The 22748-nt window shown below is 58.2% G+C and carries 23 protein-coding genes; 11 read left to right on the top strand and 12 right to left on the bottom strand.

The window, feature by feature from the left end; genetic code table 11:
* The first annotated feature begins 37 nt into the window (after positions 1-37).
* Positions 38-1642: a hypothetical protein gene (locus NNL35_RS26330; RefSeq protein ID WP_006675168.1), complete on the top strand. Its 1605-nt coding sequence runs from the start codon at positions 38-40 to the stop codon at positions 1640-1642.
* A 1-nt stretch (position 1643) separates the two neighbouring features.
* The gene (locus NNL35_RS26325; protein WP_006675169.1) at positions 1644-2048 is read left to right on the top strand and encodes a M67 family metallopeptidase; all 405 of its coding nucleotides are present in this window, start codon (positions 1644-1646) and stop codon (positions 2046-2048) included.
* A 28-nt stretch (positions 2049-2076) separates the two neighbouring features.
* Here the strand turns inward: NNL35_RS26325 and NNL35_RS26320 are convergent, their stop codons facing one another.
* Together NNL35_RS26320 and NNL35_RS26315 are read right to left on the bottom strand one after the other, a co-directional pair.
* Positions 2077-2712, bottom strand: a complete 636-nt coding sequence (locus tag NNL35_RS26320; RefSeq protein WP_006675170.1) for a hypothetical protein — start codon at positions 2710-2712, stop codon at positions 2077-2079.
* A gap of 100 nt (positions 2713-2812) precedes the next feature.
* Positions 2813-3451, bottom strand: coding sequence for a hypothetical protein (locus NNL35_RS26315; protein ID WP_006675171.1), 639 nt, complete (start codon positions 3449-3451; stop codon positions 2813-2815).
* 283 nt (positions 3452-3734) lie between these two features.
* Here NNL35_RS26315 and NNL35_RS30475 point away from each other — a divergent pair, with 283 nt between their 5' ends.
* On the top strand, positions 3735-3866 hold the full coding sequence (locus tag NNL35_RS30475) for a hypothetical protein (RefSeq protein WP_274380344.1): 132 nt from the start codon (positions 3735-3737) through the stop codon (positions 3864-3866).
* 49 nt (positions 3867-3915) lie between these two features.
* Here the strand turns inward: NNL35_RS30475 and NNL35_RS26310 are convergent, their stop codons facing one another.
* The 5 genes from NNL35_RS26310 to NNL35_RS26290 form a co-directional block, all read right to left on the bottom strand.
* Entirely contained in the window at positions 3916-4614 is a 699-nt protein-coding gene (locus NNL35_RS26310; RefSeq protein ID WP_006675172.1) for a class I SAM-dependent methyltransferase, read from the bottom strand.
* 19 nt (positions 4615-4633) lie between these two features.
* Positions 4634-5179, bottom strand: coding sequence for a CatB-related O-acetyltransferase (locus tag NNL35_RS26305; protein WP_040730003.1), 546 nt, complete (start codon positions 5177-5179; stop codon positions 4634-4636).
* A gap of 89 nt (positions 5180-5268) precedes the next feature.
* On the bottom strand, positions 5269-5838 hold the full coding sequence (locus NNL35_RS26300; RefSeq protein ID WP_006675174.1) for a class I SAM-dependent methyltransferase: 570 nt from the start codon (positions 5836-5838) through the stop codon (positions 5269-5271).
* Positions 5839-5957: 119 nt separating this feature from the next.
* A complete protein-coding gene (locus tag NNL35_RS26295) occupies positions 5958-6449 on the bottom strand; it encodes a hypothetical protein (protein WP_006675175.1) in 492 nt (163 codons plus the stop codon).
* A gap of 54 nt (positions 6450-6503) precedes the next feature.
* Positions 6504-7913 carry a prefoldin domain-containing protein gene (locus NNL35_RS26290; RefSeq protein WP_006675176.1) on the bottom strand — a complete coding sequence of 470 codons (1410 nt, stop codon included), beginning with the start codon at positions 7911-7913 and terminating at the stop codon, positions 6504-6506.
* Positions 7914-8110: 197 nt separating this feature from the next.
* Here NNL35_RS26290 and NNL35_RS26285 point away from each other — a divergent pair, with 197 nt between their 5' ends.
* The 3 genes from NNL35_RS26285 to NNL35_RS26275 are packed head-to-tail and all read left to right on the top strand — an operon-like array spanning position 8111 to position 11827.
* Positions 8111-10483 carry a glycosyltransferase gene (locus tag NNL35_RS26285; protein ID WP_006675177.1) on the top strand — a complete coding sequence of 791 codons (2373 nt, stop codon included), beginning with the start codon at positions 8111-8113 and terminating at the stop codon, positions 10481-10483.
* 16 nt (positions 10484-10499) lie between these two features.
* Complete coding sequence (locus NNL35_RS26280; protein WP_006675178.1) at positions 10500-11150, top strand: glycosyltransferase family 2 protein; 651 nt, start codon at positions 10500-10502, stop codon at positions 11148-11150.
* The gene (locus tag NNL35_RS26275) at positions 11147-11827 is read left to right on the top strand and encodes a DUF1796 family putative cysteine peptidase (RefSeq protein ID WP_254553865.1); all 681 of its coding nucleotides are present in this window, start codon (positions 11147-11149) and stop codon (positions 11825-11827) included. The genes NNL35_RS26280 and NNL35_RS26275 overlap by 4 nt, the downstream gene beginning before the upstream one ends.
* 116 nt (positions 11828-11943) lie before the next feature.
* Here NNL35_RS26275 and NNL35_RS26270 read toward each other — a convergent pair whose 3' ends face one another.
* Genes NNL35_RS26270 through NNL35_RS26255 form a run of 4 tightly spaced genes read right to left on the bottom strand, consistent with a single transcriptional unit; the run spans position 11944 to position 15959 of the window.
* A complete protein-coding gene (locus tag NNL35_RS26270) occupies positions 11944-12981 on the bottom strand; it encodes a glycosyltransferase family 4 protein (protein WP_006675180.1) in 1038 nt (345 codons plus the stop codon).
* On the bottom strand, positions 12978-13733 hold the full coding sequence (locus tag NNL35_RS26265; protein WP_006675181.1) for a glycosyltransferase family 2 protein: 756 nt from the start codon (positions 13731-13733) through the stop codon (positions 12978-12980). The genes NNL35_RS26270 and NNL35_RS26265 overlap by 4 nt, the downstream gene beginning before the upstream one ends.
* Positions 13734-13750: 17 nt before the next feature.
* Complete coding sequence (locus NNL35_RS26260; protein ID WP_006675182.1) at positions 13751-14863, bottom strand: glycosyltransferase family 4 protein; 1113 nt, start codon at positions 14861-14863, stop codon at positions 13751-13753.
* Positions 14864-14891: 28 nt separating this feature from the next.
* Positions 14892-15959 (bottom strand): mannose-1-phosphate guanylyltransferase, encoded by a 1068-nt coding sequence (locus NNL35_RS26255; RefSeq protein WP_006675183.1) that lies wholly within the window; start codon positions 15957-15959, stop codon positions 14892-14894.
* Positions 15960-16207: 248 nt separating this feature from the next.
* Here NNL35_RS26255 and mnmH point away from each other — a divergent pair, with 248 nt between their 5' ends.
* From mnmH to NNL35_RS26235, 4 genes are all read left to right on the top strand, one after another.
* Positions 16208-17260, top strand: a complete 1053-nt coding sequence (gene mnmH, locus NNL35_RS26250; RefSeq protein ID WP_006675184.1) for a tRNA 2-selenouridine(34) synthase MnmH — start codon at positions 16208-16210, stop codon at positions 17258-17260.
* Positions 17261-17453: 193 nt separating this feature from the next.
* Positions 17454-18536 carry a 3-isopropylmalate dehydrogenase gene (gene leuB, locus NNL35_RS26245; protein WP_006675185.1) on the top strand — a complete coding sequence of 361 codons (1083 nt, stop codon included), beginning with the start codon at positions 17454-17456 and terminating at the stop codon, positions 18534-18536.
* A 222-nt stretch (positions 18537-18758) separates the two neighbouring features.
* Positions 18759-19586, top strand: coding sequence for an alkaline phosphatase family protein (locus tag NNL35_RS26240; RefSeq protein ID WP_006675186.1), 828 nt, complete (start codon positions 18759-18761; stop codon positions 19584-19586).
* A 48-nt stretch (positions 19587-19634) separates the two neighbouring features.
* Positions 19635-20123 carry a DinB family protein gene (locus tag NNL35_RS26235; protein ID WP_006675187.1) on the top strand — a complete coding sequence of 163 codons (489 nt, stop codon included), beginning with the start codon at positions 19635-19637 and terminating at the stop codon, positions 20121-20123.
* Positions 20124-20199: 76 nt separating this feature from the next.
* Here NNL35_RS26235 and NNL35_RS26230 read toward each other — a convergent pair whose 3' ends face one another.
* A complete protein-coding gene (locus NNL35_RS26230) occupies positions 20200-21312 on the bottom strand; it encodes a glycosyltransferase family 4 protein (protein WP_006675188.1) in 1113 nt (370 codons plus the stop codon).
* Positions 21313-21570: 258 nt separating this feature from the next.
* On the opposite strand from NNL35_RS26230, the gene NNL35_RS26225 reads away from it, so the two are divergent.
* Complete coding sequence (locus tag NNL35_RS26225) at positions 21571-22734, top strand: glycosyltransferase (protein WP_006675189.1); 1164 nt, start codon at positions 21571-21573, stop codon at positions 22732-22734.
* Positions 22735-22748: the final 14 nt, after the last annotated feature.

Here is a 22748-nt window from a genome sequence, read left to right as displayed (position 1 = left end):
AGAAGGACCAGTGTGCCCGGAAAGCGAGGAGGACGATATGGAAATTCAGATTAATGCGAAGCCGCTGTGCACGATAGCCGACGAGTTTTTGCCCGATGTGTATCAACTGCTGGGGAAGCATTCTTTTACTTTCCATCTGGATAAAAGCAAGCAAATCTTGAACGTGGTCAATCCGCTGCATAAATACCAGATCGTGCTGGAAAACAAGGGAGGGGGCGTTGCGTCCCCGCTGCTGCAGATGATGCGCGATTCGTTGAAGCATGCCGGATTCCAGGTGTGGATTATCGAATCGGAACAAGATCGGGAACGCTGCACCGAGGAATGGGATAGCGGCAAGCAGAGCATATGGCTGTCGCTGCAGCCGGCCGACGGGGAGAGAAAGGAAGTCGTCGTCTATTATTTCCTGCATCAGATGAAGGCAAGCCGGCAGCTCGCCAACCTGTTAGTCCAGAACATTGCCCGATATAGCGATATGCTGATTCAGGGGGTGAGCTTTCATTGGAAGAGCGGACTGAGTTATATTTTGCCTCAGCCGGGCCAGACGCTGAATTTGGTAGGGTTGGCATACGGCGGCTTCGACAGCATGGGTGAAGAGGAGCGGCAGCAGTTGACCGATGGCGTTGTCGGCGCAGCCACGATTTTTTTCGGCAAGAAGCCGCTTATGGAGCTGATTAAGCAACTTCGGATCTTGGAAGAACGCCAGATAGAGGCAGGGTATCATCTTCCTCGGCCTGCCGCTTCCGAGGTGGAAGCGGACTCCCGGGTGCCCGGGTCGAATGGTGAAGCTTCGGCGGTGGATGGAGTAGCGGGAGCCGAAGGGGCGGCTCGGGTCCTTGAACCGGCAGAGGAAGGGCGGGAGGAGCCGACGCAGCCGGAAGGGAGCGCGAAGGAGCCGGCAGAAGTTGTGAAGGCGGAGCCGGAGGAGGCAGAGACTGTCCAGCAGGAACGGCATGGAGTGCTGAAGTTGGAGACCACCGAGCTGAACCCGATCCGGGTGGAGCTGGCGGAAGCGGAGAAGGAGAAGGAGAAGGAGCAGGAGAACGGGCTGAATCTGCTTCAGGAGGAGCGGAGGCTGGAGGCGGAAGGAGCCGAGGTCATTGAGGTAAAGATAGCGGACACGAAGGAGGTGCCCGCGGCGGAGCCGAAGCTGGTTGAGCAGGAACCTGTGGAGGCGGAGAAGCCGGCAGCGGCAGTGCCGGACAGCGGACCGGCTACCGGTGAAGAGCCCGAAGCGGCAGCCTTGCCCGCAGGGGACGGGAACCCCGCAGACGCGGCGGATCGAGTGCGGGAAGCGACGGAGCCCGAAGCTTCGCTTCCGGAAGAACGGGTTCATTCCGAAATACAATCTGAGCAAGAGGAGGCTTCAGGTTCTCTAGAGGAGGCCGCAGCGAACGAGGAGCATGACCCGGGTCCAGAGCAGGAAGCGAAGCCGCGCACGACCAATTACTCCATGTTCTTATGGCTGCAGTCGCATTCCGGCAACCGGATGCATCGCGATCCGGAACGAAGACAGCAGCCCCAGCCGTCTTTTTTCAGCTATGTAAGCCAACTGAACCAAGCGCAGCAGTCCACAGACAAGCGGACCAAGCCGGAGCCTTTTCATATGCTCGCCATGGACAGGGAAAGGAGCCGTAAGCCGTAACATGGATGCCATTCACATGACGGCGCAAGCCTACCGCGACATGGTAGGCCATTGCATCAAGGAAAAGCCCATGGAAGCATGCGGGCTGTTGTCCGGCCGCGATGGCGTCGCCGCCCGATGCTGGCGTATCCGCAATGAGGAGCAGAGCCCGGTCGCATTCACGATGGACGGCGAGGAGCTGTCGAGGGCACTGCGCGATATGGAGAGCCTTGGCGAGCAACTGCTGGGCCTGTATCATTCCCACCCGAGCGGCTCCCCCTACCCGTCTCCCTTCGATGTCGAGCATGCGGTGTTCTCGTGCTCGTATCTCATCATCTCGTTGAGGCGGATACGTCCTCGCGTCCGCAGCTTCCGCATTGCAGAAGGGACAATAAAGGAAGAGCAGATATTGCTTGTCAGCCTATAAGAGTGCGCCGTGCATGAATTCGGCACGGCTATTTGCCCTGCACGGATTGATAGACCTCGGCCGTGAAGGCGAACCCGCTCATATGAGGCCCGCTTGAGAGAGAGGAGCCGGCTTGCTCGAAGGAGAAGAGAAATTGGACGTCAAGGCCGATGAAAGCCGGATCGAACTGGATTGGAATGCTGTAGCAGCGTATAAGCTGCGTTGCCTTGCCGCTGCGCCGATCGGCCGTCCGGGAACAGAACAGGGACGTGGACGGCTGACCCCCGATGATGAGGGGGACGGGAGCCTCCAGCATATTGAGCTTTTCGATATTGCAGAGATCGATCTGGAAATGGGTGCGGGTCGGATCGTAAATGCAGAAGCGGATAAAAACAGGATGATGAACCTCCAGACGGATGGGATAAGTCTGGGCCGCGAAGCCTCTGTATTCACTCCGCTTGGGACCGGCAGGCGGGGCGATCAGTTCGGGCACCGGACCCGGCAGGAATTCGCTGTTTTTATCGATGAGGGACGCGAGAACGCTTTCTTGCCAAGCCAGCTTGGCCGTATGGACGACGTTGGGAGCGCCTCCGGACAAGAGCTGTGCCGCCGCTGCGGCTCTGTCGGCTGCCGAGATGACGCTGCGCTCGTGGCTGACGACCCGTTGAATCGGAATCAAGGGCATGACGGTCTCCTCCTTCAAAACAGGCTGCCATGCCCGCAAGCGCGAGCATGGCGGAAGTTATGCAGCTCAACTTGGAATCTCCAATAAGGGGGCGATTCAATTAGAGAAGCACATTCTGATAGATATCGGCGGCAAAGGCGAGACCGGCCGTATTGATAGCGCCAGTCGTAAAGTAGTTCGTTACCTGGAACGAGAATACGAAGCGAACACCGATATTGATATTGATCAGTCCAAGAGAAGCCGGAATTGAATAGAAGCGGACATTTTGCCAGTTATACGGGTTAGCGACATCTGTCGTCAACCCGGTTGTCGGATCGAGAGAGCCTGCAATCAAATCGACATCCAGCCCCGGTACCGGGAACAGGTTGATGCCGAGAGAGGAGAAGGCTTGAATGCGTGCCGTAACCGCGTTGTCGGCAAATACAGTCAACGCAATCAAGAAGTCGTTGACTACCCCGATCTGTAACGGGATCGTAACGGACGCGGCAGCGAAGCCATGCGTCTCGCCTGGAATAAAGACTGGCTGCGTCCAGACGAATTGCGGATTTGGTGCAGCTGCGAACACCGTATTGTCATTATCGAACTTGGCGAGCTGAGGCCAGATGGTTGGCGCATTGCCGACGTTGACAACATTGGGGGCCGCTCCAGCCAAGAGACTGTTCACTGCCGTTACCCGATCCGGAGCAGAGACCACATTCGCCGTACTGCTCGTAAGCCGTTGAATAGGAACGAGTGGCATAAGGTTAAACCTCCTTCATCTTGTGTTCGAAGGACGGTGGGATGTCCTCCTACTTTACTAATTTATGAAGGAGGGAATAGCTTGGCTTGGATGAATTTACTAGATTCATTCACACAATCTTGCAGGGCACGGCGGGTTCGAGTTATGGAAAATTCAGCGGTTCAGATGGATGTGGAACTGTAATTCATATGTTATACCAATTTGTAAGCGTTTCTTGGAAGACTTCCTTTCACTTAACTGCGGCTTGTCTCATCTTGATGAACGTCGGCAGACACCGCACCAATTGGATCAAGCGCATTTCAGCCAGGCGGGGATTTGCATTCAGGCGGGCATCGGCATCGCCCTGGCCGGTCCTTGCGGAACGATTGTTCACGACATGTTCATCGGGACTAACATCTTGGGCGCACGCCAATGATCCGCAGGCGAGATTTATTTGCGGATCATGGCAGCGCTTCGTCCAGGGGCTACAGGCCCGAGGCGGCAACGATATGATGAATGGCTTCGTTCAGGTGATGGTCCGCCCCCGATTCGTCGGGAACGATAATTCCGAGGCCGTGCTGACTTCGGGCCCGGTGCAGCCGGAGGCGAAGCTTCGTATCCCGAAGGAAGTCCTCTACGGCGGTCAAAACGCCATTTCTCTCCCCGTACTCGTATTCCGCATTATGCACGGATGAATTATGGCCGCCTTCGACCAATTCATTCACTCCCGGCAGCATGCCTTTGCGGGCGCTCGGCTTCCGGTAAGCTTCGGGAATCGACTCCGGAAAATAATACATATCTCTTCTGCCGTAAGGCCATTCCAAATCATGCAAAAACACGATCGGGTATCGCCCGTGTCCTTCCAATGCCTTCAGTTCATGGTAGACGGTGTACCAGTTATGATCCCCGTCCAGCAGCGCCGCGTCACAAGGGCCCATCTGAGGCAGCACATTCAGACTGAGATCGGGAATCATGACGAAGGCGCTCCCGAACTGCTGCTGCAGAGCGGCGACATCGAACAGAGGCGAAGGATCGACGGCGATGAGCCGGCCTTGCGGAACCGACTGGACATAGCTGAGAAGATTCAACGTATTCCACCCTTGGGCACAGCCGACCTCGACGATGGTCGCAGGCCGGGCAAGCTCCAGAACCGGGCGTATAATCGCGTTCCAAAAATGGATCAATATCGCTCTCCCTCCATCGTTAGCGGGCTGAATATAGCTGGACAAACTCTTCTGCTCGATTCGAGAGCATCAGCGGCCAAGCGGCTTGAATCCGCTCCATCGGCCAATCCCACCAGGCGATGCGCAGCAGGCCCTCAATGATATGCGGCGGGAAGCGGTACCGGATGACGCGCGCCGGGTTGCCGCCTGCAATCGCATAAGGCGGGATATCCTTGGAGACGGTGCTGCGGGCCGCAATGACGGCTCCGTGGCCGATCGTTACGCCCGACAGCACATAGGAGTCTATACCAATCCAGACGTCATGGCCGATGACCACGTTGCCCTTGGTCTTCGGATGCCCTGTATAAGGGGAGGCCGCCGGAAAAATCGGATTAAACGGGTAGGTCGTGACCCAGTCGACATTATGCTCCCCTCCGAGCAAAATCGTGACCCGCGCGGCAAAGGAGCAGAACTTGCCGATGGTCAGGGTGGATCCTTCCCCCCAGGAGAACACATCGGGCTCCCCGTAGCTCCAATCCCCGATAGCGTAAGCGGAATAGGCCGGGTTTTGGTTCATAAAGACGATCATTTCTGTATTTCCCCCCTCCTTCCGGCCTGGATCGGCTTGAAGTCGGCGTGAATCAGGTCATGCGGATCCGCGGCGTATGGCGAAGGTTAATGCTGGTGGTAGCTGTTCTCTCTCCACATGGCCAAGGCATGGCGGAGCTGCGCCACGACTGGCTCCGGCACCGCGCTTCCCTTGATGCCGATGCCGACGACCGTATGCGGGAACAAGGCTTCCCCGGCGTAATCCGTAATGACGGTATCGAACGGCTTCAAAATGCTGGCGAAGCCTTCCGGGGTGAAGCGCCAATAATCGGCAGGGTAATCATGTATCCCGAAATTCATCACCGAGCTGATGATGACGATGCCGTTCGGCTTCAGGATGCGGTGAATCTCGGTCAGCGCAAGACGCGGATCCTCGACATGCTCCAGCGTATCGAGCGAGAGCACCATCCCGGCCGTCTCGTCAGGGAGCGCGATTTGATGGAGATCGAGGATGAGATCGACCCCGGTGCCCGGCCGCATATCGCAGCCGACATACGTTTTGCCCGGGAAATACGGGCGCAAGTCCGCAAATCCAACCTGCCCTTCCACCTGGTAGGAACCGAATTCATAAATCGGCTCTTCGCACGGCAAAATCTGTGCGCAGATGCCTACCAAATTTTTAATAATTTGTCTCATGATGCCCTCCTTTTCGACTAGCCCGAGGCGGCATATCACCCCGGGACAGCAGCTGCTTCATTACTCTATGCAAGCGCGGAGGCAAGTTCTCTAGACGTTCGCACATAAATGCGGATCACTCAAAAGCTGCAGTGGATAGAAATCGGGTTAAGCACCGGGAAACGCAACTCCCCGGCTTCCAGGAGTCCATGGATGGCAAGCGGGCCGTCCCTCAGCCTCTCCATGGCGCACGAGACATGGAAGTCCGGCATTTCCAGCCAGACGCCCGGAGGCATCGTCAGCGGTTCGATCGATTGAATGATGTACTCCCCGGTAGCCTTGCCGTTAGCGAACCATTCATCCTCCGTGAATGACCAGCCCGATTTCCGGCCGTCCTTCCCGTAGACGCTGAAGGCGGGAATGAGCTGGGGAGAGAGAATTTTTCCGCTGATGTCGCAGGAACGGGCAGGGCTGACGGAGAGGATGATGCGAGGCTGTTCGATCGGCTCCGATCCGGCGTTGCGGAAGAGCATCGTGACGAAGGCGGATACGCGTTCCGCCTCCGTGTCGAAGTCGATGACGGATTGGAACAGGCATTCTGCTGCCGGGAGGGCAGCTTGCGGTTCGGTCATGCGAAGCACCTCACTTTATGCGTAAATTCATGAAGAGAATAGAACGGCGAACGCTCAGTTCACAGGCGGCGTGCCGGCCGCCGGCTGTATAGTCGGCTCGGCGGCGATGCTGCGGCGGTGAAGCGCCGGAGGGACCGGGCGTGAATGGGCGGTATACAGGGTCGAACGGAAGGAGGCTTCGGCGGGCTCCTTCCCGCTCTGCCCATGATGCCCTTCCGCAGGCAGCCGCCAAATGTCGTGTCCGGCGCGTCCAACTCGCCTGATTAAGCGGCGAATCCGCAGCTCTTCCTCCAGGATGGAGAGGCGCCTTTCCAGTTCGGCAATCCGGGATTGAACCATCTGCAGGGATTGCTCCAACTGCTTCCGCTCTTCCTCCAAGGGCGCGATGCGGCCAGAGAGCCGCTCGACGGAGGAGAGGGCCCGCTTCGCGAAGTGAATGCTGGAGCGGAAGTCGCGATCGGCCCGATAGGCGTCGATCTCCGTCCCGCTTAAGCGGATCGCCTCCCGAATGGAGGGGCCGTCGGTAATCGATTGCGGTTCCGGCCCGCCGGAGCTTGCTTCGGTGACCGCGCACCACGAGACCGGATGGGCGGAGGCGGTTGAATACAGCCGTCCCCAGAGGTTCGTGGCAAGATCGTAATCAATGCGGCAGATCATATTCCCGGCCGCCCAACTGAAGCGGACCCGTTCCTGATCGGCGCCGCAGGCGATGACGGAAGCGGGAGGGGAAGGAATGGCGATCGCTTCTTCGGCGATCGCGTGCCAGCTTCCGTCCGCTTCGGATTCGTAGATCGCGAACGCGAGCTGCCCGGCCAGGAGCCGGACGAGGAGACATCGGGCACGCTCCGGTTCGGGAACGGCGCCGGCAGGCAGACGAACGAGGCGCGAGGGAGCGCCGGCGTCCGCCAGAGGCAGGTTCACTCCTTCACCGGCCGCCTTCCACGAGCCGGAAGCGGAGTCGTAGTTCCAGCGGCATAGAAGAAGCCTGCCCTGTCTCATCAGCAGGCCGAAGGCCGAGAGAGGGTGTTCGCTCGTCAACCACTGCATGGCGATGACGCGGTCCGCTTCCGCCATCACGGCAGGCTCGCTCCAGTGGATTCCCGTGAGCGCCGCATGCTCGGCGCGTGAAGCATACTGCAGCAAGAGATGGAGCCGGTTCGAGCAGCGGGTCAGCTTCAAGCCGGCGAGCCCGGCATATTCCCCGGGCAGCTTGCTGGTCTGAAGCCCCTCCTGATCGGGATGAACCCGGGCGTGCATCAGCTGGCGATGTCGGTTGAGATATACAATATGGACGTAGTCCTGAGCGTCCTGACATACATCATACATGCCGGCAGCATCGGCCAGCCGCAGCTCCGCCGTATGGCCGCACCGGCTGTGCTCCAGCAGCTCAATGACGAGACCGTCCCCGTCCTGACGAATGACGGACATATGGCTGCTGTTAGCTACCCAATAGCGAAGCTCCATACCTGTTCCCTCCTGCCCTGGCAATGTTGCTCTCTATTCATTCTATTCGGCGGAAGGAAGAATTAGCTCTCCCGGCCCCAATGGCGGACTTGGCTCCTTCAGGCGATGCGCGATCCAAGGTCATACGCACAGGCAAACGGGGGATTGTGCTAATACACTAATTCCAGTATTATCCGCAAGTGCTGGAGGGATTCTTATTGATACTGATCCAAAGGCTCTACTTGTTGTTCCGATTGGAAGGCGAGCAATTCATCGCAGAACTATACAGGCAGCTGTTGAACAAGGAACCGGAACCGCATGGCATCAGGCACTTCACCCGGCTGCTTCAAGCCGGCCACAGCAAGCTGTTGATCCTGGTCAGCTTCCTTCGCAGGAGCGAGATGAAGAAGAAATTGGCGCAGGGAGGAGGAGGCTACAACGAGCACGCGGCTCTGTGCTACACCTTCTCCAGCCTGATGCTGACCAGGGGAGACTCCGAATTCGTCCGCGATGTGTACGTGGAGCTGCTATGCCGCGACGCCGAAGACCAGGCGCTCATGCATTACCAACATATGCTGCGCCACGGAAGAAGCCGCATGTCCGTCCTGCTTGGCATCCTTACGTCTCCGGAGTGCCAGGCCCTGCTCGCGCAGCCGGAGTTCCCGCGCTTGAACGGCCCGATTGAGCTCGGCAGCTTCCACTTGTCTCAGTGGGAAGAGTCCGGGACGAAGCCACCGGCGCTGCCCGCTCCGCCGCTTCAGCGCAAGGTCTCGATTGTCATCTTGACGTGGAACGGATTGGAGCATACGAAGCGGTGCCTCGCTTCTCTGGAGAAGACGGCCCGTCACGACCGCATTGAGATCGTAGTGTTCGATAACGGCAGCACCGACGGCACGCTCCCTTACCTGCAGAGCATTCCGTGGATTCGGGTGATTGCGCATGGCGCCAACATCGGATTTACGGCAGGCAACAACCTGGCCATCACCCTTTGCGATCCCGGCAGCGATATTCTGATGCTGAACAACGATATCGTGGCGGAGGAGCCCCACTGGGTGGAACGGCTGCAGGAGACGGCCTATTCGGATCCGAATATCGGCGTCGTCGGCTGCCGGCTGCGCGGCGACGACGGACTGGTGCAGCACGCAGGCACCTATATATTTGCGGAGACCTGCTGGGGGCAGCAGATCGGCGGACTGGAAACGGACATCCGCCAATATGCGTCCGCGCGGGATGTGCAGGGGGTCGTCTTCGCCTGCGCTTACGTGAAGCGGAGCATTCTGGAGGAGCTTGGCGGTCTGGATACGGATTATTTCGCTTACTTCGAGGATACCGACTATTGCCTTCGGGCGCTGGAGCGGGGCTACCGGGTCGTCTGCGACGGCCGCGTGACGCTGACCCACTCCCAAAATACGACGACAAAGGTGAATCAAGTCGATTTCTCCGGCCTGTTCGAGCAATCGCGCATCATCTTTCGGGACAAATGGCAGTCGCGGCTCGAAGGAAGCTATGAGAAAAGGCTGAACTGGCATTCGATCGTGAATGCGCCAACCGGCTATGCGACATCATCCAAAAATCTGATGATCGCGCTGGACGAGAAACGGATTAAAATGCATTACCGTTATGTGTACGGACCGGGCACCCCGCATGCCGCGGAAGAGCCGCCGATGAGCGACGATTATCGAATCAATATTTTTCGCATGCGCCATGCCGATCCGAACGCGCCGGAGGTCGTCTATGGACAAGGGGATGTCTTTTTCAAGAACGAGGGCAAATACAAAATCGGCTACACGATGCTGGAGGTGGACGGAGTTCCGGAGGAATGGGTCCATCAATGCAATCGCATGGATGAGATATGGGTGCCGTCCCAGTTCAATGCCGAGACGTTCCGCAACAGCGGGGTAAGAGTGCCGATCCGCATTATGCCGCTCGGCGTGGACCCGAACTATTTCCATCCCGGCATCCGATCCGCCCGCTTCTCCGATCGGTTCACGTTCCTGTCGGTATTCGAGTGGGGCGAACGCAAAAATCCGGAGGATATGCTGCGCACCTTCGCCAACGTATTCGCCAACGACAATGTCCTGCTCGTATGCAAAATCATGAACGCCGACCCGACGATCAACGTGCTGGCCGAAATCCGCAAGCTGAATCTTAAGCATGCGGAATCGAAGATACTGATTTTGCACAATCAGAAGCTCCCGTCGTATTTGCTCGGAAGCTTGTACCGGTCCGCCGATTGCTTCGTATTGCCGACCCGCGGGGAAGGGTGGGGCATGCCGATACTGGAGGCGATGGCGTGCGGCCTGCCCGTCATTGCCACCGACTGGAGCGCGCAGCGCGACTTCCTGAACGAACGGACGGGATATCCGATCCGGGTCAAGCAGCTCGTGCCGGCGGTTGCCAAATGCCCGTACTATACCAATTTCCGCTGGGCCGATCCCGACTATGAGCATTTGGCGTTTTTGATGAGACATGTATACGAGAACCGGGAAGCTGCGCGGGAGCGCGGGCTGAACGCCGCGCAGGAAGTGATGTCCCGCTGGACATGGTCGCATGCCGCGCAGCATATTGCCGACCGTATACAATTGATATGAATGGAGAGTGACGGCAATGCGTTACATCGTGGGCATCCCGTATGTCAACCGACTTGATCTGCTGAACCGGGCGGTTGCCAGCATTCGCCCTTATTGGCCGCATACGTACGTTCTGGATAACTCGGCGAATTCCGAGCTGAAGGGCCATGCCTTGTCCGGGCTGGTGAACATCATCCATCCGCCCGTTCCGCTGACCTTCACCCAGTCCATGAACTGGTTCCAGCGGATTGCCGCCGAGCAGGGGGCGGACGCGGTCATGTATATGCATACGGATGCCGAGGCCCATCCCGGAACCCCGGAAGCCTTCCTGCGCGTCTTGACGGAGCTGAAGCAGAACGGACGGAAGTGGGGGCTGGCCTTGACGAATTTCGATGCGCTGGCGGCCTACAATATGGAAGCGGTCCGCGCGGCGGGGCCCTGGGATACGGTGTTCAGCAGTTATTTCGCGGACATCGACTATCACCGCCGGCTCAGGCTGGCAGGGTATGAGGAAATTTTCACGGGGCTGGCGGTAGATCATCATGAGAGCTCCAGCCGCAAGTCGGATCCGCGCCTCAACTTCCTTATCGATTCGACCTGGCCGCTTTACGAGCGGTATTACGAGCTGAAATGGGGAGGACGGATGGCGCAGGAGACGTATTCGACGCCGTTCAATCTGGCCATGTGACAGAGGATGTCACGAACATCTATCAAAAGGAGGCAAGAGCGATGCGCCTGACCGACATCAAGCGAACGTATCAGGCGGTATACAGCCTGGGCTCGAACTGTTACCCGGCGCAGCGGCTGGAGCGCTATGGCCTGCGGCCCTACAGCGGGGTCATCGATTGGATGTACTCCAACTCGATCCCGGGGCTCTGCTTGCTGCTTCGCAACCGGTTCGCCGGATTTATGTACTCCGACCATATCGAGGTGGACGGAACGGAGTTCAACGGCCATAACTATTCCTTACTGGATCGCGTCTACGGGGTGCAGTCGGTTCATGATTTTTTGGTCGCGGATCAACTGGAGGGGATTGTCCGCAAATATCCGGAATTTCAGCAGACGCTGCAGCGGAGAATTGCCCGCTTCCTCCGCAATATCGAGCAGGCGGAATGGATCTTTTTCTTCCGGCTGCATGCCTCCCATGAGGAGGCGGCGGCCTTGGAAGCCGCGCTGGCCTCGATCGTCCGGCACCAATTCCGCCTGCTCGTCGTCAATCCACGGGCCGATCGCCGAATCGTGGAGCTCGATTGGCCATTGGCGCATACTTGCGCGGTGGAGGCGCCGATCGCCTGGGATGCGGAGAGCGATCAGGCATGGAACGAATTATTCGCCGGCATCCGCTACGAGGCCCTTCCGGGATAAGAGAGAGCTTGCAGGATCGGCTCCTGCCGGCTCATCTTCCGGCAACTTGCGCGGAGCACAACGGACAAATCGCCAGCTTCAAGGGAAGCTGGCGATTTTGCATGTTGACGCAAGCCTTATGCCTGCTGCGTCAGCCTGGCGTGGAACGCGTTCAACAGATTGTTCATGACCCGGGGCCAGTTGTAATGCTTGGCGGTCTCGAATCCGTTGGCGACGAGGAATTGGGAGAATTCCGGGTCGGACAGCACCCGGACGATGCCCTGGGCTACGCCATCGGCGTCGCCCTTGTTGACGAGGATGCAATTCCAGCCGTCCTTGCAAAATTCCTCATTGCCCTCCGCCCTCGTCGTGACGACGGGAGCCCCGCAGGCCATTGCCTCCAAAATCGGGAGCCCGAAGCCTTCGTGGTAGGACGTCTGCACGAATACTCCGCAGTTGGCATACAGGTAGGCCAACTGCTGATCCTGCGGGTTCGGGAAATGATGATGCGGGATGCCTGAAATGCCCGGAGGCTCGACGCCGAACGTAACGAAGGAAGCATGCGGCAGTTGGCGGCATGCTGCCGTCACGGCGTGCACGGTGACGTCAAAGCCCTTCAAATGCTGGCTGCGGCGGCTGCAGGCGAGAATGCGCTGCGCATCGTAGTCATGGGTCCGGTTCGGCTTGTAGATATTGAAATCGACGGCAATCGAGATGTTGGTTGCGTGTTGCTGGAACCGTTCCAGCAGCTGTCGGGTCGTCCAATCGGCAATCGTCAGCATATGGACCGGGACTCGGTACGTTTGGCGGACCCGCTCCTGCATATCCGGCCAATTCGGATAATAGCTTTCTTCGATATCCTGAACGAGATAGAACGGGATACCCCGCCCGCCTCTGCGCCAATCGCAGCTGTGCCAGACGACGGCCAGCGTCTTCCACCACGTTGCCACCTTGATGCAGTCCATCCGTTTCAGGGTGTGCAGCATCATCCGGTAATTCGGGAAGCGGCGCACGGGGATGTGCAGCGGGAACCAGGAAGGCTGGCCGTCCAGCGCGAACAGATGAACCTTTACGCCCATCTCATGCAGCCGGTTCACCTGCTCCATCACATTGCGAATGCCGCCGGACAAGCCGGTAAGCTCCAGTACATAGACAACTTCAAGCGGCGCGCTCATTGGATCTGATAACCTCCCCATTTGGCCCAGAACTTTTTGCGGGCCTCCATTTCTTTGATTCGCCAATACCGGTTTTTATTCTCCCGCGTCGTCCCGCGCGTAAATCCTTCATAATGCAGGGCGCAGGCCGTACCGCAGTAGATGACGCGGAAGCCGTGTTGTCTGGCGCGGTAGCAGAAGTCGACATCTTCATAGGCGATGAAGAACTCCTCCGAGAAGAGGCCAATCCGTTCGAACACTTCCCGCCGGATCAGCATCAGGGCGCCTGTGACGGAAGGCGCGTCCTCCACCGCTTGGGCGGGAGGGTGATCGGCGGGCTGGAAGCGATAGCGGTGATCGAAATTCCCTTTTGGCCCCTGGATGACGCCGCCATGCTGAATCGTCATATTCGGATACAGCAGCCGCGCCCCGACGATGCCAACCTCTGGAGAGAGCTGCATCGCCGCCAGCATTTGCTGCAGCCAGCCCGGCTCGTGGAAGATGATGTCGTTATTCGCAATCAGCGCATAGCTCCCGCCAGCGTGCTGCAAGCCCAGGTTGACGGTCCGGCTGAAGCCCTCGTTGGTCTGCTTGGGGATGAAGCGGACGTTCAGCGAGGAGGCCCAGGCGGCCAGATCATGCTGGATTGGAGGCGGGCTGCCGTCATCGACGACAATGATCTCGTATGCTTCATGGGCCGTGTTGATGAAGCTGTTGACGCAATGCTTCACCAGATCCGTATGATGGATCGTCGGAATAATGAGACTTATCATACAGGTGGATTCTCCTTTTACCGGCTGTCTAGTTCCTGCAGTCGCTGCAGCATGCGCAGGGCGCTCGCCTCCCATGTATACGTTCCGATGACGGTATGGCGGCCCAGGGCGGCCTTGGCTGCGGCTTCTTGCCGATGGGTATGGACATGGCGCATCAGCTGGCGAAGGTGTGCGATGCTGGGCAAGGCCCATAATAGCCGGGATTGCGACGGCAGGAACGGAGTGAACCGCTCCACATCGATCAAATAGCCGTTCTGATCGTTGACGAAGTCGAGGTGGGCCGACCAGCGGGTCGTGATGACAGGCAGGCCGGCGGCCATCGCTTCCATCACGGTCATACTCCAGCCCTCTCCCCGCGTCGGCAGAACGTAACTGTCCGCGCAAGTATACAGCCGGGCCAGATCTTCCTCGGACCAGGAGTGGACCGCGGACAACAGGATGACCGATTCATTCGCCCGCCCCGTCAATTGCGAAGCGAGGTTATTGATATAGGCGTGCTGCCGGCCGATCTCCTCAGCCGTCGAGGCGCGCGTCTTAATGATTAGGCAGACGTCCTCGGATGGGGAGAACTCCGCCAGGAACGCTTGCAGAAGAAAATCAATGCCCTTGCGCTCGTCGAAGGAGCAGACCGACAGGAAAGCGTACTCCCGTCTGCCGGGAATCGGGAGCGGAGGCGCGCCCGGGTGATACACATCCGGATCGACGCCGTAAGGCATGACTTGCAGCTTATGCGCCGGCACGCCCGATTGAATGAAGCTGTTACGGTTGAAGGTGGACGGCACCCATACTTCATCCATCATGGAGCAGCGGCGCGCCCAGGTGAACGACAGGCGGTTGCATTCGAACATCGTCATGCCGATGGAATACCCAACGGGATCCCGGAAAAAGGCATGAGCCGGATAATGGAACAGCACTGTATGACGCGGCGCCAAAGGACGATGCATCAAAGCCGTTAATTCAGCCGCGATGTCAGGCGCCATAGGTGTAAGGACCGTTTCGGGATGGACAGGGGAGAATTTGGGATATACGCCGCGGCGGATGAATTGAAGCAGCAGTTGCCGGTTTGCTTTAGCATATCCCGTCGGCTCGAATAGGGTGCCTATATTGTGGATGGCAGTCTCTCCACTCATCTGCTTCCCTCCTTGGGGAGGATGGAATTTAGAGATAGCGCTGGAGGTCCTGCTCCTCCAGACGGGCGACCAGCGTTTTGATATCCTGAGTCCGGTCTTTGTGGCAGACGAGGAATACATCATCGGTCGCGACAATGATCAGATTTTCCGCCCCGATTGTCGTTATCAGTTGCCCCGGCTTGCCGTGAATAATACAGCCGTTCGTATCGATGCCTTGATGGAGGCCGTGAATGATGTTCCGGGACATATCTTGCGCCTCGGCCCGCTCCAGCGCGTTCCAATTGCCCAGATCGTCCCACCCGTATTGAACGGGAATCATATAGATGGAATCGCATTTCTCGATGACTCCGTAATCGATGGACTGGTTCTCGATCTGGCTGTAGAGCGAATGGAGCGCGCATTCATCCGGCGAATGCTCCAGCAGCACTTTCTTCATTCTCATCAAAATATGGTGCAGCTTCGGCAGATGCTGCTCCAGCAGATGCATGACGGTGGAGGCCTTCCAGATGAAGATGCCGGTGTTCCAATAGTGCCTGCCGTCGGCGAAGATGCGCCCGGCCAGCGGCAGCGGCGGCTTCTCGATGAATTGCTCCACCGCCGTCACCTGCAGGCTGGACATCGGCTCAGCGTCTTCCCCGGGCGCGATCCGGATATAGCCATAGCCGGTCTCCGGTCGGGTTGGCCGCACGCCGAGCGTGACGACGCAAGCTTCATCCGCGGCGCGTTCGACTCCCGTCTGAAGCGCGGCATGGAACGCTTCCGGATCCGATACATAATGATCCGACGGCAGGGTGATGAGGACAGGGTCCTCGCCTTGCAGCAGCATATGGAGTGCGGCCAGGCCGATGCAGGCGGCCGTATCTTTGGCCATCGGTTCCACGATGATATGCTCCGGCGGAAACTCAGGAAGCTGTTCCCGGATCAGAGGAACATATTCCGCGAGCGACACGATATGGATATGTTCAAGCGGCACACGATGCAGCATGCGCTGCAGTGTATCGGCTAGCATGGATTGCGGGTGAAGGATGGGCAAAAATTGCTTCGGCCGGATGGAACGGCTAAAGGGCCAGAAGCGAGTGCCTTTCCCTCCTGCCATGATGAGGGCTTTTACCGTTGTAATGTGAACCACCTCCTGGGAACGGACTTGAGAGTAAGCAGATATCACAAGATTATTACTACATATGTCCCGGAAGCGGAAAAGGGCACGGCGAACGTCCGTTGGATAGCGGGGCCGCTGTCGTATGAGATCAGGCATGGCTGTCTATGATAAAATAAGGTAGAGTAGATTAAGAGCATCCTTACGGTTGCAGGCGAAGTTCGAGACAGACAACTAGAGGTGAAATCATGCAGGATATATCATTGGAGCAATGCCTGGCGAAGCGTGCCGCAGGCGCCACGCTGGTTGATGTTCGTTCTCCGGGAGAGTATGCGGAATTCACCATGCCGGGGAGCATCAATATTCCGTTGTTCACGGATGAGGAGCGGGCCGAGATCGGCACGATTTATAAGCAGGTGAGCGTAGAAGCCGCCAAGGAACGCGGTCTGGCCATTGCCTCGGCCAAGCTGCCCGCGCTGTATGCGCAGTTTCGCGATTTGAAGGGCCCGGTCGTCATTTACTGCTGGCGCGGCGGAATGCGGAGCCGCACGATGGCTACCGTGATGTCGCTGATGGGGCTGAAGACGTTCCGGCTTCTCGGCGGCATCCGTTCTTACCGCCGCTGGGTGCAATCGACGCTTGCTGAGTACCGGCTGCAGGCCCCGTGCATCGTGCTCGCCGGCCATACCGGGACCGGCAAGACGCAGCTGCTGCAGCGGCTGCGCGAGGACGGATATCCCGTGCTGGATCTGGAGGGCTTGGCGGGGCACCGCGGATCGATCTTCGGGCATATCGGACTGGAGCCGAACAATCAGAAGAAATTCGAGGCGCTGCTGCTCGATGAGCTGCTGAAGCTGGAAGCGGAGGACCGGCCTTATTTGCTGATCGAAGGGGAGAGCCGCCGGATCGGCAAGGTCGTGCTGCCGGAATTCCTGGTGGAAGCGAAGCGCGCCGGCACCGTCTTCACCGTGTGCATGCCGGTCCAGGAGCGCGTCCGCAATCTGATGGCCGACTACCAGCCGGAGCAGCATGCAGAGAAGGTGAAGGAATCGTTCGAGCAGATTCGCCGCCGAATGCATACGCCCGCAGCGCGCGAGGTGGAGTCCGCGCTGGAAGACGGCCGCTATGACGACGTAGCGGCGCTGCTGCTGGAGTATTATTATGATCCGCGCTATGAGCATGCGGCGCTCCAGTACAACCGGGAGCCTATCGTCATCGACGCGGCGGATGTGAACGAAGCCTATGCGAAGGTGGTGCCGCTGCTGCGCGGATGGAATGTGCCGCAGGCACGTTCCGTCTAGCGAAGGGAAGCGGGCAGGACAAGCCCGGCGGAGAAGAGTGCGGACAAGCAGCTTCTCCCGCCGGGTATTTTATTCATCGCAAGATACGGACTTATAGGTTTTTCCTATCAAAACAATAGATTTTATATCTTGGTCAATCTCCGGGCTTTATGTTACAACTAAAGAAATGATGATGACACGAGGAGTGACTGGGATGGCGGAAGTGAAGAAAATTGCGGTAATCGCCGGGGACGGCATCGGCCCGGAAGTCGTCCGCGAAGCGGAGAAAGTATTGAAGCGAACGGAGGAGCTGTTCGGCTATGCCTTCGAGACAAGCCACGGCTTGTTCGGCGGCATTGCGATTGACGAGAAGGGTACCCCGCTTCCGGAGGAGACGCTTCAGATGTGCCAAGCGGCGGACGCGGTGCTGCTCGGGGCGGTCGGCGGCCCGAAATGGGACAGCAATCCGAAGGAGCTTCGTCCGGAGACCGGGCTGCTCGGCATTCGCAAGGCGCTCGGCTTGTTCTCGAATATTCGTCCGGCAGTCATCTTCGACTGCTTGAAGGATGCTTCCACCTTGAAGCCGGAAGTGCTGGAGGGAACCGACCTCATCGTGGTGCGTGAACTGACCGGCGGCATCTATTTCGGCGAGAAGCTGCGCCGCGAGGGCGAGCACGGGCAAGAGGCGGTCGATACCTGCGTCTATAATGTGCAGGAAGTGGAGCGCATCGTGCGCCAGGCGTTCGAGATTGCGCAGAAGCGCCGCAAGAAGCTCGCTTCGGTTGACAAGGCGAACGTGCTGGAGACATCCCGCCTCTGGCGCGAGACGGTGAACCGCATCGCTCCCGATTATCCGGATGTCGAGCTGGAGCATGTGCTCGTCGACAACTGCGCGATGCAATTGCTGCGCCGGCCGTCGAGCTTCGATGTCATCGTGACGGAAAATATGTTCGGCGATATTTTGAGCGATGAAGCCGCCATGCTGACGGGGTCCATCGGCATGTTGTCCTCCGCCTCGCTCGGGGAAGGCAGCTTCGGCCTCTACGAGCCGGTTCATGGCTCCGCCCCTGACATTGCGGGCCAGGGCGTGGCGAATCCGATCGCGACCATTCTGTCGGTAGCGCTGATGTTCCGCCTCACGTTCGGCTACGAGGATGCCGCGCAATCGATTGAGAACGCGGTTAAGGAAGTGCTGGATGCCGGACACCGCACCGGGGATATCGCGACCGACAAATCCAAGGCGCTCGGGACGGCCGCGATGGGCGATTTGATTATCGCAGCCATGAAGCGTGCCTGAACGGGATTGGACATGGACAATGCATAGGAAGGCCTGCCTGTTTTCCGACAGGAGGCAGCCATGGAAGCATGCGATTCTTGTATCTGCCGGATACAAGGGTTGCATGCTTATTTTCGGTGTGTTTGCACGATGCCGAAATTTTTACCGCTACAGGTTAACCATCTCCATTTATTATGCTATGATAGCGGTATCATTTAATCCTGAAGACGGGAGATGATCCAGGTGGAGCAGGCAAGCTATGCACGGCGGGTATTCGTACTGGGTATGGATGGAGCGGGCAATTTTCTTCAGCGGTTGAACCGCTCGAAGATTGCCGGTCTGGCAAGACAGCGAGGAGTCGTGACGCTCGATGCGATGACCGAGCTGCCGACGATTAGCGCGGAGTGCTGGGGATCGATGCTGCACGGCGTTACGCCCGACAAGCACGGTTACCACAACGAGCGCGCCGGCGCCGAGAGATTTCCGCTCGACTCGGCGTATCCGTCCTTCTTCCGGCTCGCGCGGGAGCGGTACCCGGAGTGGACGCTCGCTTCGTTCACCGCCTGGCCCCCGATTAATTACGGCCTGGTGGAAGAGGGAATCGGCGTCCATAAGCATTGCGCCCCGGATGCGGAGCTGACGGATGCGGCTTGCGAATATATCGGGGCGGCGGAGGATATCCGCCTGTTCTATCTCGCCCTGGACGCCCCCGATGCGCTCGGCCACCAGAGCGGTTACGATACGCCGCAGCAGCATCAGGCGATTGCAGAGGCGGAGGAGCGGCTGCTCCGGATTGTGGATGCCATCGATCGCAGGGGATGGCTGGAGGACAGTCTTCTGCTGTTCGTCACCGATCATGGCGGCGGCGGAGAACATCGATGCAATCACGGAAGCGATCACCCGATGGATCGGACAATCTTTTGGGCGGCAGCCGGGCCTTGCGTCAATCCGAACGCCGATCTGGAAGGCTTGACCTTCAAGAATACGGCCGCCGTCGTGGCAGCGGCTCTCGGCTTGCCGATTCCGGAGAGCTGGGATGCCCGCGTTCCGGAAGCATTGTTCAGGGGCTAATTGAATACGAGATACAGGAGGCATGCACGCTTTGGGAGAGGACAAAGAATGCATGCTTTCTTTATATCAACAATTGAGAGGGGAGTAAAATACGAGCGGCTGAAGCGCCTGGTCGCCGGCCTGAACCAGACAGACATCGATTATCGGGGGCCGCAGAATGACATGAACAGCATTGCCCAGTTGCTCCGGCATCTTGCCGTTGTCGATCTTCATTGGGTATACCGCTTGCAGTCGAGGCAGGTTCCGCCCGAACTGGAAGCGCGTTATGGACCGATGACGGATGCGGAGGGAAGGCTGCCCATAGTTCGCGGCATCCCGCTGGAGACGCTGCTGGATGAATATGATTACGTTCAGGACCGATTGAGGGAGATCTGCCTGGGGCTGCGCGATGAAGATCTGGAACGCTTCGTTCCCTTCGAGAACGGGCATCAGGCTGCGATTCGCTGGGCCATCTGGCATGTCGCCGATCACAGCCGCCACCATTATGCGAATATCGCTCATCTCAAAAAAGGCTTGCGGGAGAGGAACGTGCCGTGACTTTCCGGATATACCTGAGGCAACGGGATAGCAAGGCAAAAACGCAAACGACGCTAGATGCCGCCACTCTATCGCGCTAACGGGCGAATGAGCGGCGCGTCAAGCCCGACAGCGCCTGAAGGAGCTCCTGGGCCGCATTGTCGGGAGAGAAATGCGTCATCGTATGCTGCTTCGCAATCTGACCCTTCAGCTCCGCCTCGTCATAGTGGGACAGGACATGGCGCAGAATGCGCTGCAGGTCGCTGCCCGACGGCTCCGCCCATAGCTGATCGGCTTGATATCCGCCGTAGTAATGCTGCGGCTTGACGGGCACCAGATGATAGGGAATGACGTAGCTGTTGTATTCATTTAAGAAATCCATGTGGCCGCCCCAGCCGGTCGTAATGACCGGAACGCCTCTCATCGCCGCTTCCAGCACCGGATATCCGACGCCCTCTCCCCGGCTGGGCAGGACGAAGGCATGGCAGTTCCGGTATAACGCGTCCATTTCCAGCTCGCTGCGCAGCTCCAGATCAATATAGACCGGAGCGGGGACATGGGGAAGCCGCTGCTCCTGCTTCAGCCGCTCGACTTCATGCAGCACGTCTGCGTTGCCGGCCGTTTTGATAATGAGACAGACTTGATCGGCCGCCGTGAACTCGTTCCAGAATGCCTTCAACAGCACGTCAATGCCCTTGCGCTCAATCCAGGAGCAGACGCTGAGGAAGCGAAACGGGGGCAAGGCGTGAATATAGGGCGGCGGAGCCTGCGGGGAAAGCGGACGGTACGGCTCCATCAGGCACGGCCGTATGTAAATCAAGGGTACCGTAACGCCTGAATTGCGAAATACGCCGATATTATGCGTGCTTGGCAAAAATACGCCGTTCATTTGATTGGCCTGCCGAACCCAAGAGTCCGGTATTTTCGAGGTCTCCCAATAGGTGAATCCGAAGGAGGGACGAATTCTTCTCCGCCACAGCTCCGGAATGTAGTGATAAATATTGATCCGCTGGCTGGCCGACGGCGGCTTGGCCTGCAGATGCTCCAAGACGTCCCGCTGCTCCCGCGGAAGCTCGATCGGAGGAAGAGCGGAATGGCTGACGAGCTTCACGTCGGCGCCGCGAGCGTGGAGAGCCATGACATATTGCCTTGTCGCCTTCGCATAGCCGGTGGAGTCGAATGCATTGCCGTGCCACACAATTTGAGCCATCGAACGATACCTCCCTTACGTTTTCACACTAAGTCATCCTGTTGAAGTCAGGTCCGCCTTATTGATGATTTTCCGGAATGGTTGCTTTGTTATAATCTCCTCGCCGAGAAAGCTGCGGGAGGAGTTCTATTATTGTATACGCGCGGCCTGGAGGATGACGCTGTCCATACATTTTCGGGCGCTGCCCCGCATATTCATTAAGGATGTTGAGGATGGAATTCAGTTCATGGGTCATACGCAGCGAGGAGGACCGGCGACATGAAGATTGTGATATGGTGCGCTAATCTGATTTCCGTAGGCGGGGGGGCCCGGCTGCTGTCGAATTTGCTGCCTGCCATGGCCAGGCAAGCAGGCATCGAGCGGGTCAGGCTCGTCATCTCCGCAGAGACGCGATTCCGCGAAAGGTTGAACGGCATAAGCTATCCGAATATGGAAATCGCCTATTTCAGCGGAAGCATTCAGTCCGCTGAAGGGCAGGCCCTTCTTCAGGATACGCATGTCGTTTATTTTTTTTGGCCACATGGGCCCGAATATGTTCCGATTGGGATGCCCGCGATCTGCACCTTCCACGATACGACGGTGCTGGATTATGTGCCTCCGTTTCTTAGCGGCTCCGTCGTGACGCATGTCTGGAGGGCCGCCAAGGAATGGTTGGACAACATGACGTCCATCGTCGTCTCTTCCCATCATGTCAAGGGCAGGCTGATTCAGCATTTCGGCCCTGCGTGCGAAGCCGCCACCGTGATCGAGCATGCGATAGTGCCTGCCCCGTCATTGGCGGCAGGCGAATTGAGCCCGGGGATAGCTGCGCGTGTCCCGCAGCAATATATTTTGTACCCAAGCAATATTTCTCCGCACAAAAACCATTACAATCTGCTCTTGGCTTACTCCCGGTTTCGCGAAAAGTATCCGATTCCCCTCATTTTGTTCGGGCATAATACGGAGCTGCTGCGAAGCGTGCCGCCGCTATGGCCGGATCAGATGTACATTCCGACGCTGGTGTCTCTCATCCACCGGAAGGGTCTGAGGCTGGACGAACATATTTATCCGCTCGGCTTCGTCCCCGATAACGATGTCATTCCGCTTGTTCGCCAGGCCCAGGCGCTGATTATGCCGAGCCTGTCGGAAGGCGGGGGGAGCTATCCCGTCGAAGAAGCATTGAAGCTGGGCGTGCCGGTGCTGTGCTCCGACATCCCTGTCATGCGCGAGCATCTGTCAAGGCACAGCGCCGAGGTCGTCTGGTTCGACCCGGAATCGCCGGACGCCATCGTAAGGGCGCTTGAACAGCTATTTGGCAATTACGCGCTTTACAAAGCTTCCGCGATGGCCGGGATTCATGATCCTTCCGAGACATGGGACGATATCGCCCTCAAATATATTCTTGTCTTCCATCGCGCTTACCAGAAATATCACCGTTTGTAAGGGACGGATGGAAA

It is taken from the genome of Paenibacillus dendritiformis, from assembly GCF_945605565.1.
In the GTDB taxonomy this organism is placed as follows: domain Bacteria; phylum Bacillota; class Bacilli; order Paenibacillales; family Paenibacillaceae; genus Paenibacillus_B; species Paenibacillus_B dendritiformis_A.
This window is presented reverse-complemented; position numbering and strand designations above follow the sequence as displayed.

Bases quoted from the DNA above. Each gene is read 5' to 3' on its own strand.
- NNL35_RS26330 (WP_006675168.1), top strand. From the start codon at position 38: ATGGAAATTCAGATTAATGCGAAGCCGCTGTGCACGATAGCCGACGAG.
- NNL35_RS26325 (WP_006675169.1), top strand. From the start codon at position 1,644: ATGGATGCCATTCACATGACGGCGCAAGCCTACCGCGACATGGTAGGC.
- NNL35_RS26320 (WP_006675170.1), bottom strand. From the start codon at position 2,712: ATGCCCTTGATTCCGATTCAACGGGTCGTCAGCCACGAGCGCAGCGTC.
- NNL35_RS26315 (WP_006675171.1), bottom strand. From the start codon at position 3,451: ATGCCACTCGTTCCTATTCAACGGCTTACGAGCAGTACGGCGAATGTG.
- NNL35_RS26300 (WP_006675174.1), bottom strand. From the start codon at position 5,838: ATGAGACAAATTATTAAAAATTTGGTAGGCATCTGCGCACAGATTTTG.
- NNL35_RS26295 (WP_006675175.1), bottom strand. From the start codon at position 6,449: ATGACCGAACCGCAAGCTGCCCTCCCGGCAGCAGAATGCCTGTTCCAA.
- NNL35_RS26290 (WP_006675176.1), bottom strand. From the start codon at position 7,913: ATGGAGCTTCGCTATTGGGTAGCTAACAGCAGCCATATGTCCGTCATT.
- NNL35_RS26280 (WP_006675178.1), top strand. From the start codon at position 10,500: ATGCGTTACATCGTGGGCATCCCGTATGTCAACCGACTTGATCTGCTG.
- NNL35_RS26270 (WP_006675180.1), bottom strand. From the start codon at position 12,981: ATGAGCGCGCCGCTTGAAGTTGTCTATGTACTGGAGCTTACCGGCTTG.
- NNL35_RS26265 (WP_006675181.1), bottom strand. From the start codon at position 13,733: ATGATAAGTCTCATTATTCCGACGATCCATCATACGGATCTGGTGAAG.
- NNL35_RS26260 (WP_006675182.1), bottom strand. From the start codon at position 14,863: ATGAGTGGAGAGACTGCCATCCACAATATAGGCACCCTATTCGAGCCG.
- NNL35_RS26255 (WP_006675183.1), bottom strand. From the start codon at position 15,959: ATGGCAGGAGGGAAAGGCACTCGCTTCTGGCCCTTTAGCCGTTCCATC.
- mnmH (WP_006675184.1), top strand. From the start codon at position 16,208: ATGCAGGATATATCATTGGAGCAATGCCTGGCGAAGCGTGCCGCAGGC.
- leuB (WP_006675185.1), top strand. From the start codon at position 17,454: ATGGCGGAAGTGAAGAAAATTGCGGTAATCGCCGGGGACGGCATCGGC.
- NNL35_RS26235 (WP_006675187.1), top strand. From the start codon at position 19,635: ATGCATGCTTTCTTTATATCAACAATTGAGAGGGGAGTAAAATACGAG.
- NNL35_RS26230 (WP_006675188.1), bottom strand. From the start codon at position 21,312: ATGGCTCAAATTGTGTGGCACGGCAATGCATTCGACTCCACCGGCTAT.
- NNL35_RS26225 (WP_006675189.1), top strand. From the start codon at position 21,571: ATGAAGATTGTGATATGGTGCGCTAATCTGATTTCCGTAGGCGGGGGG.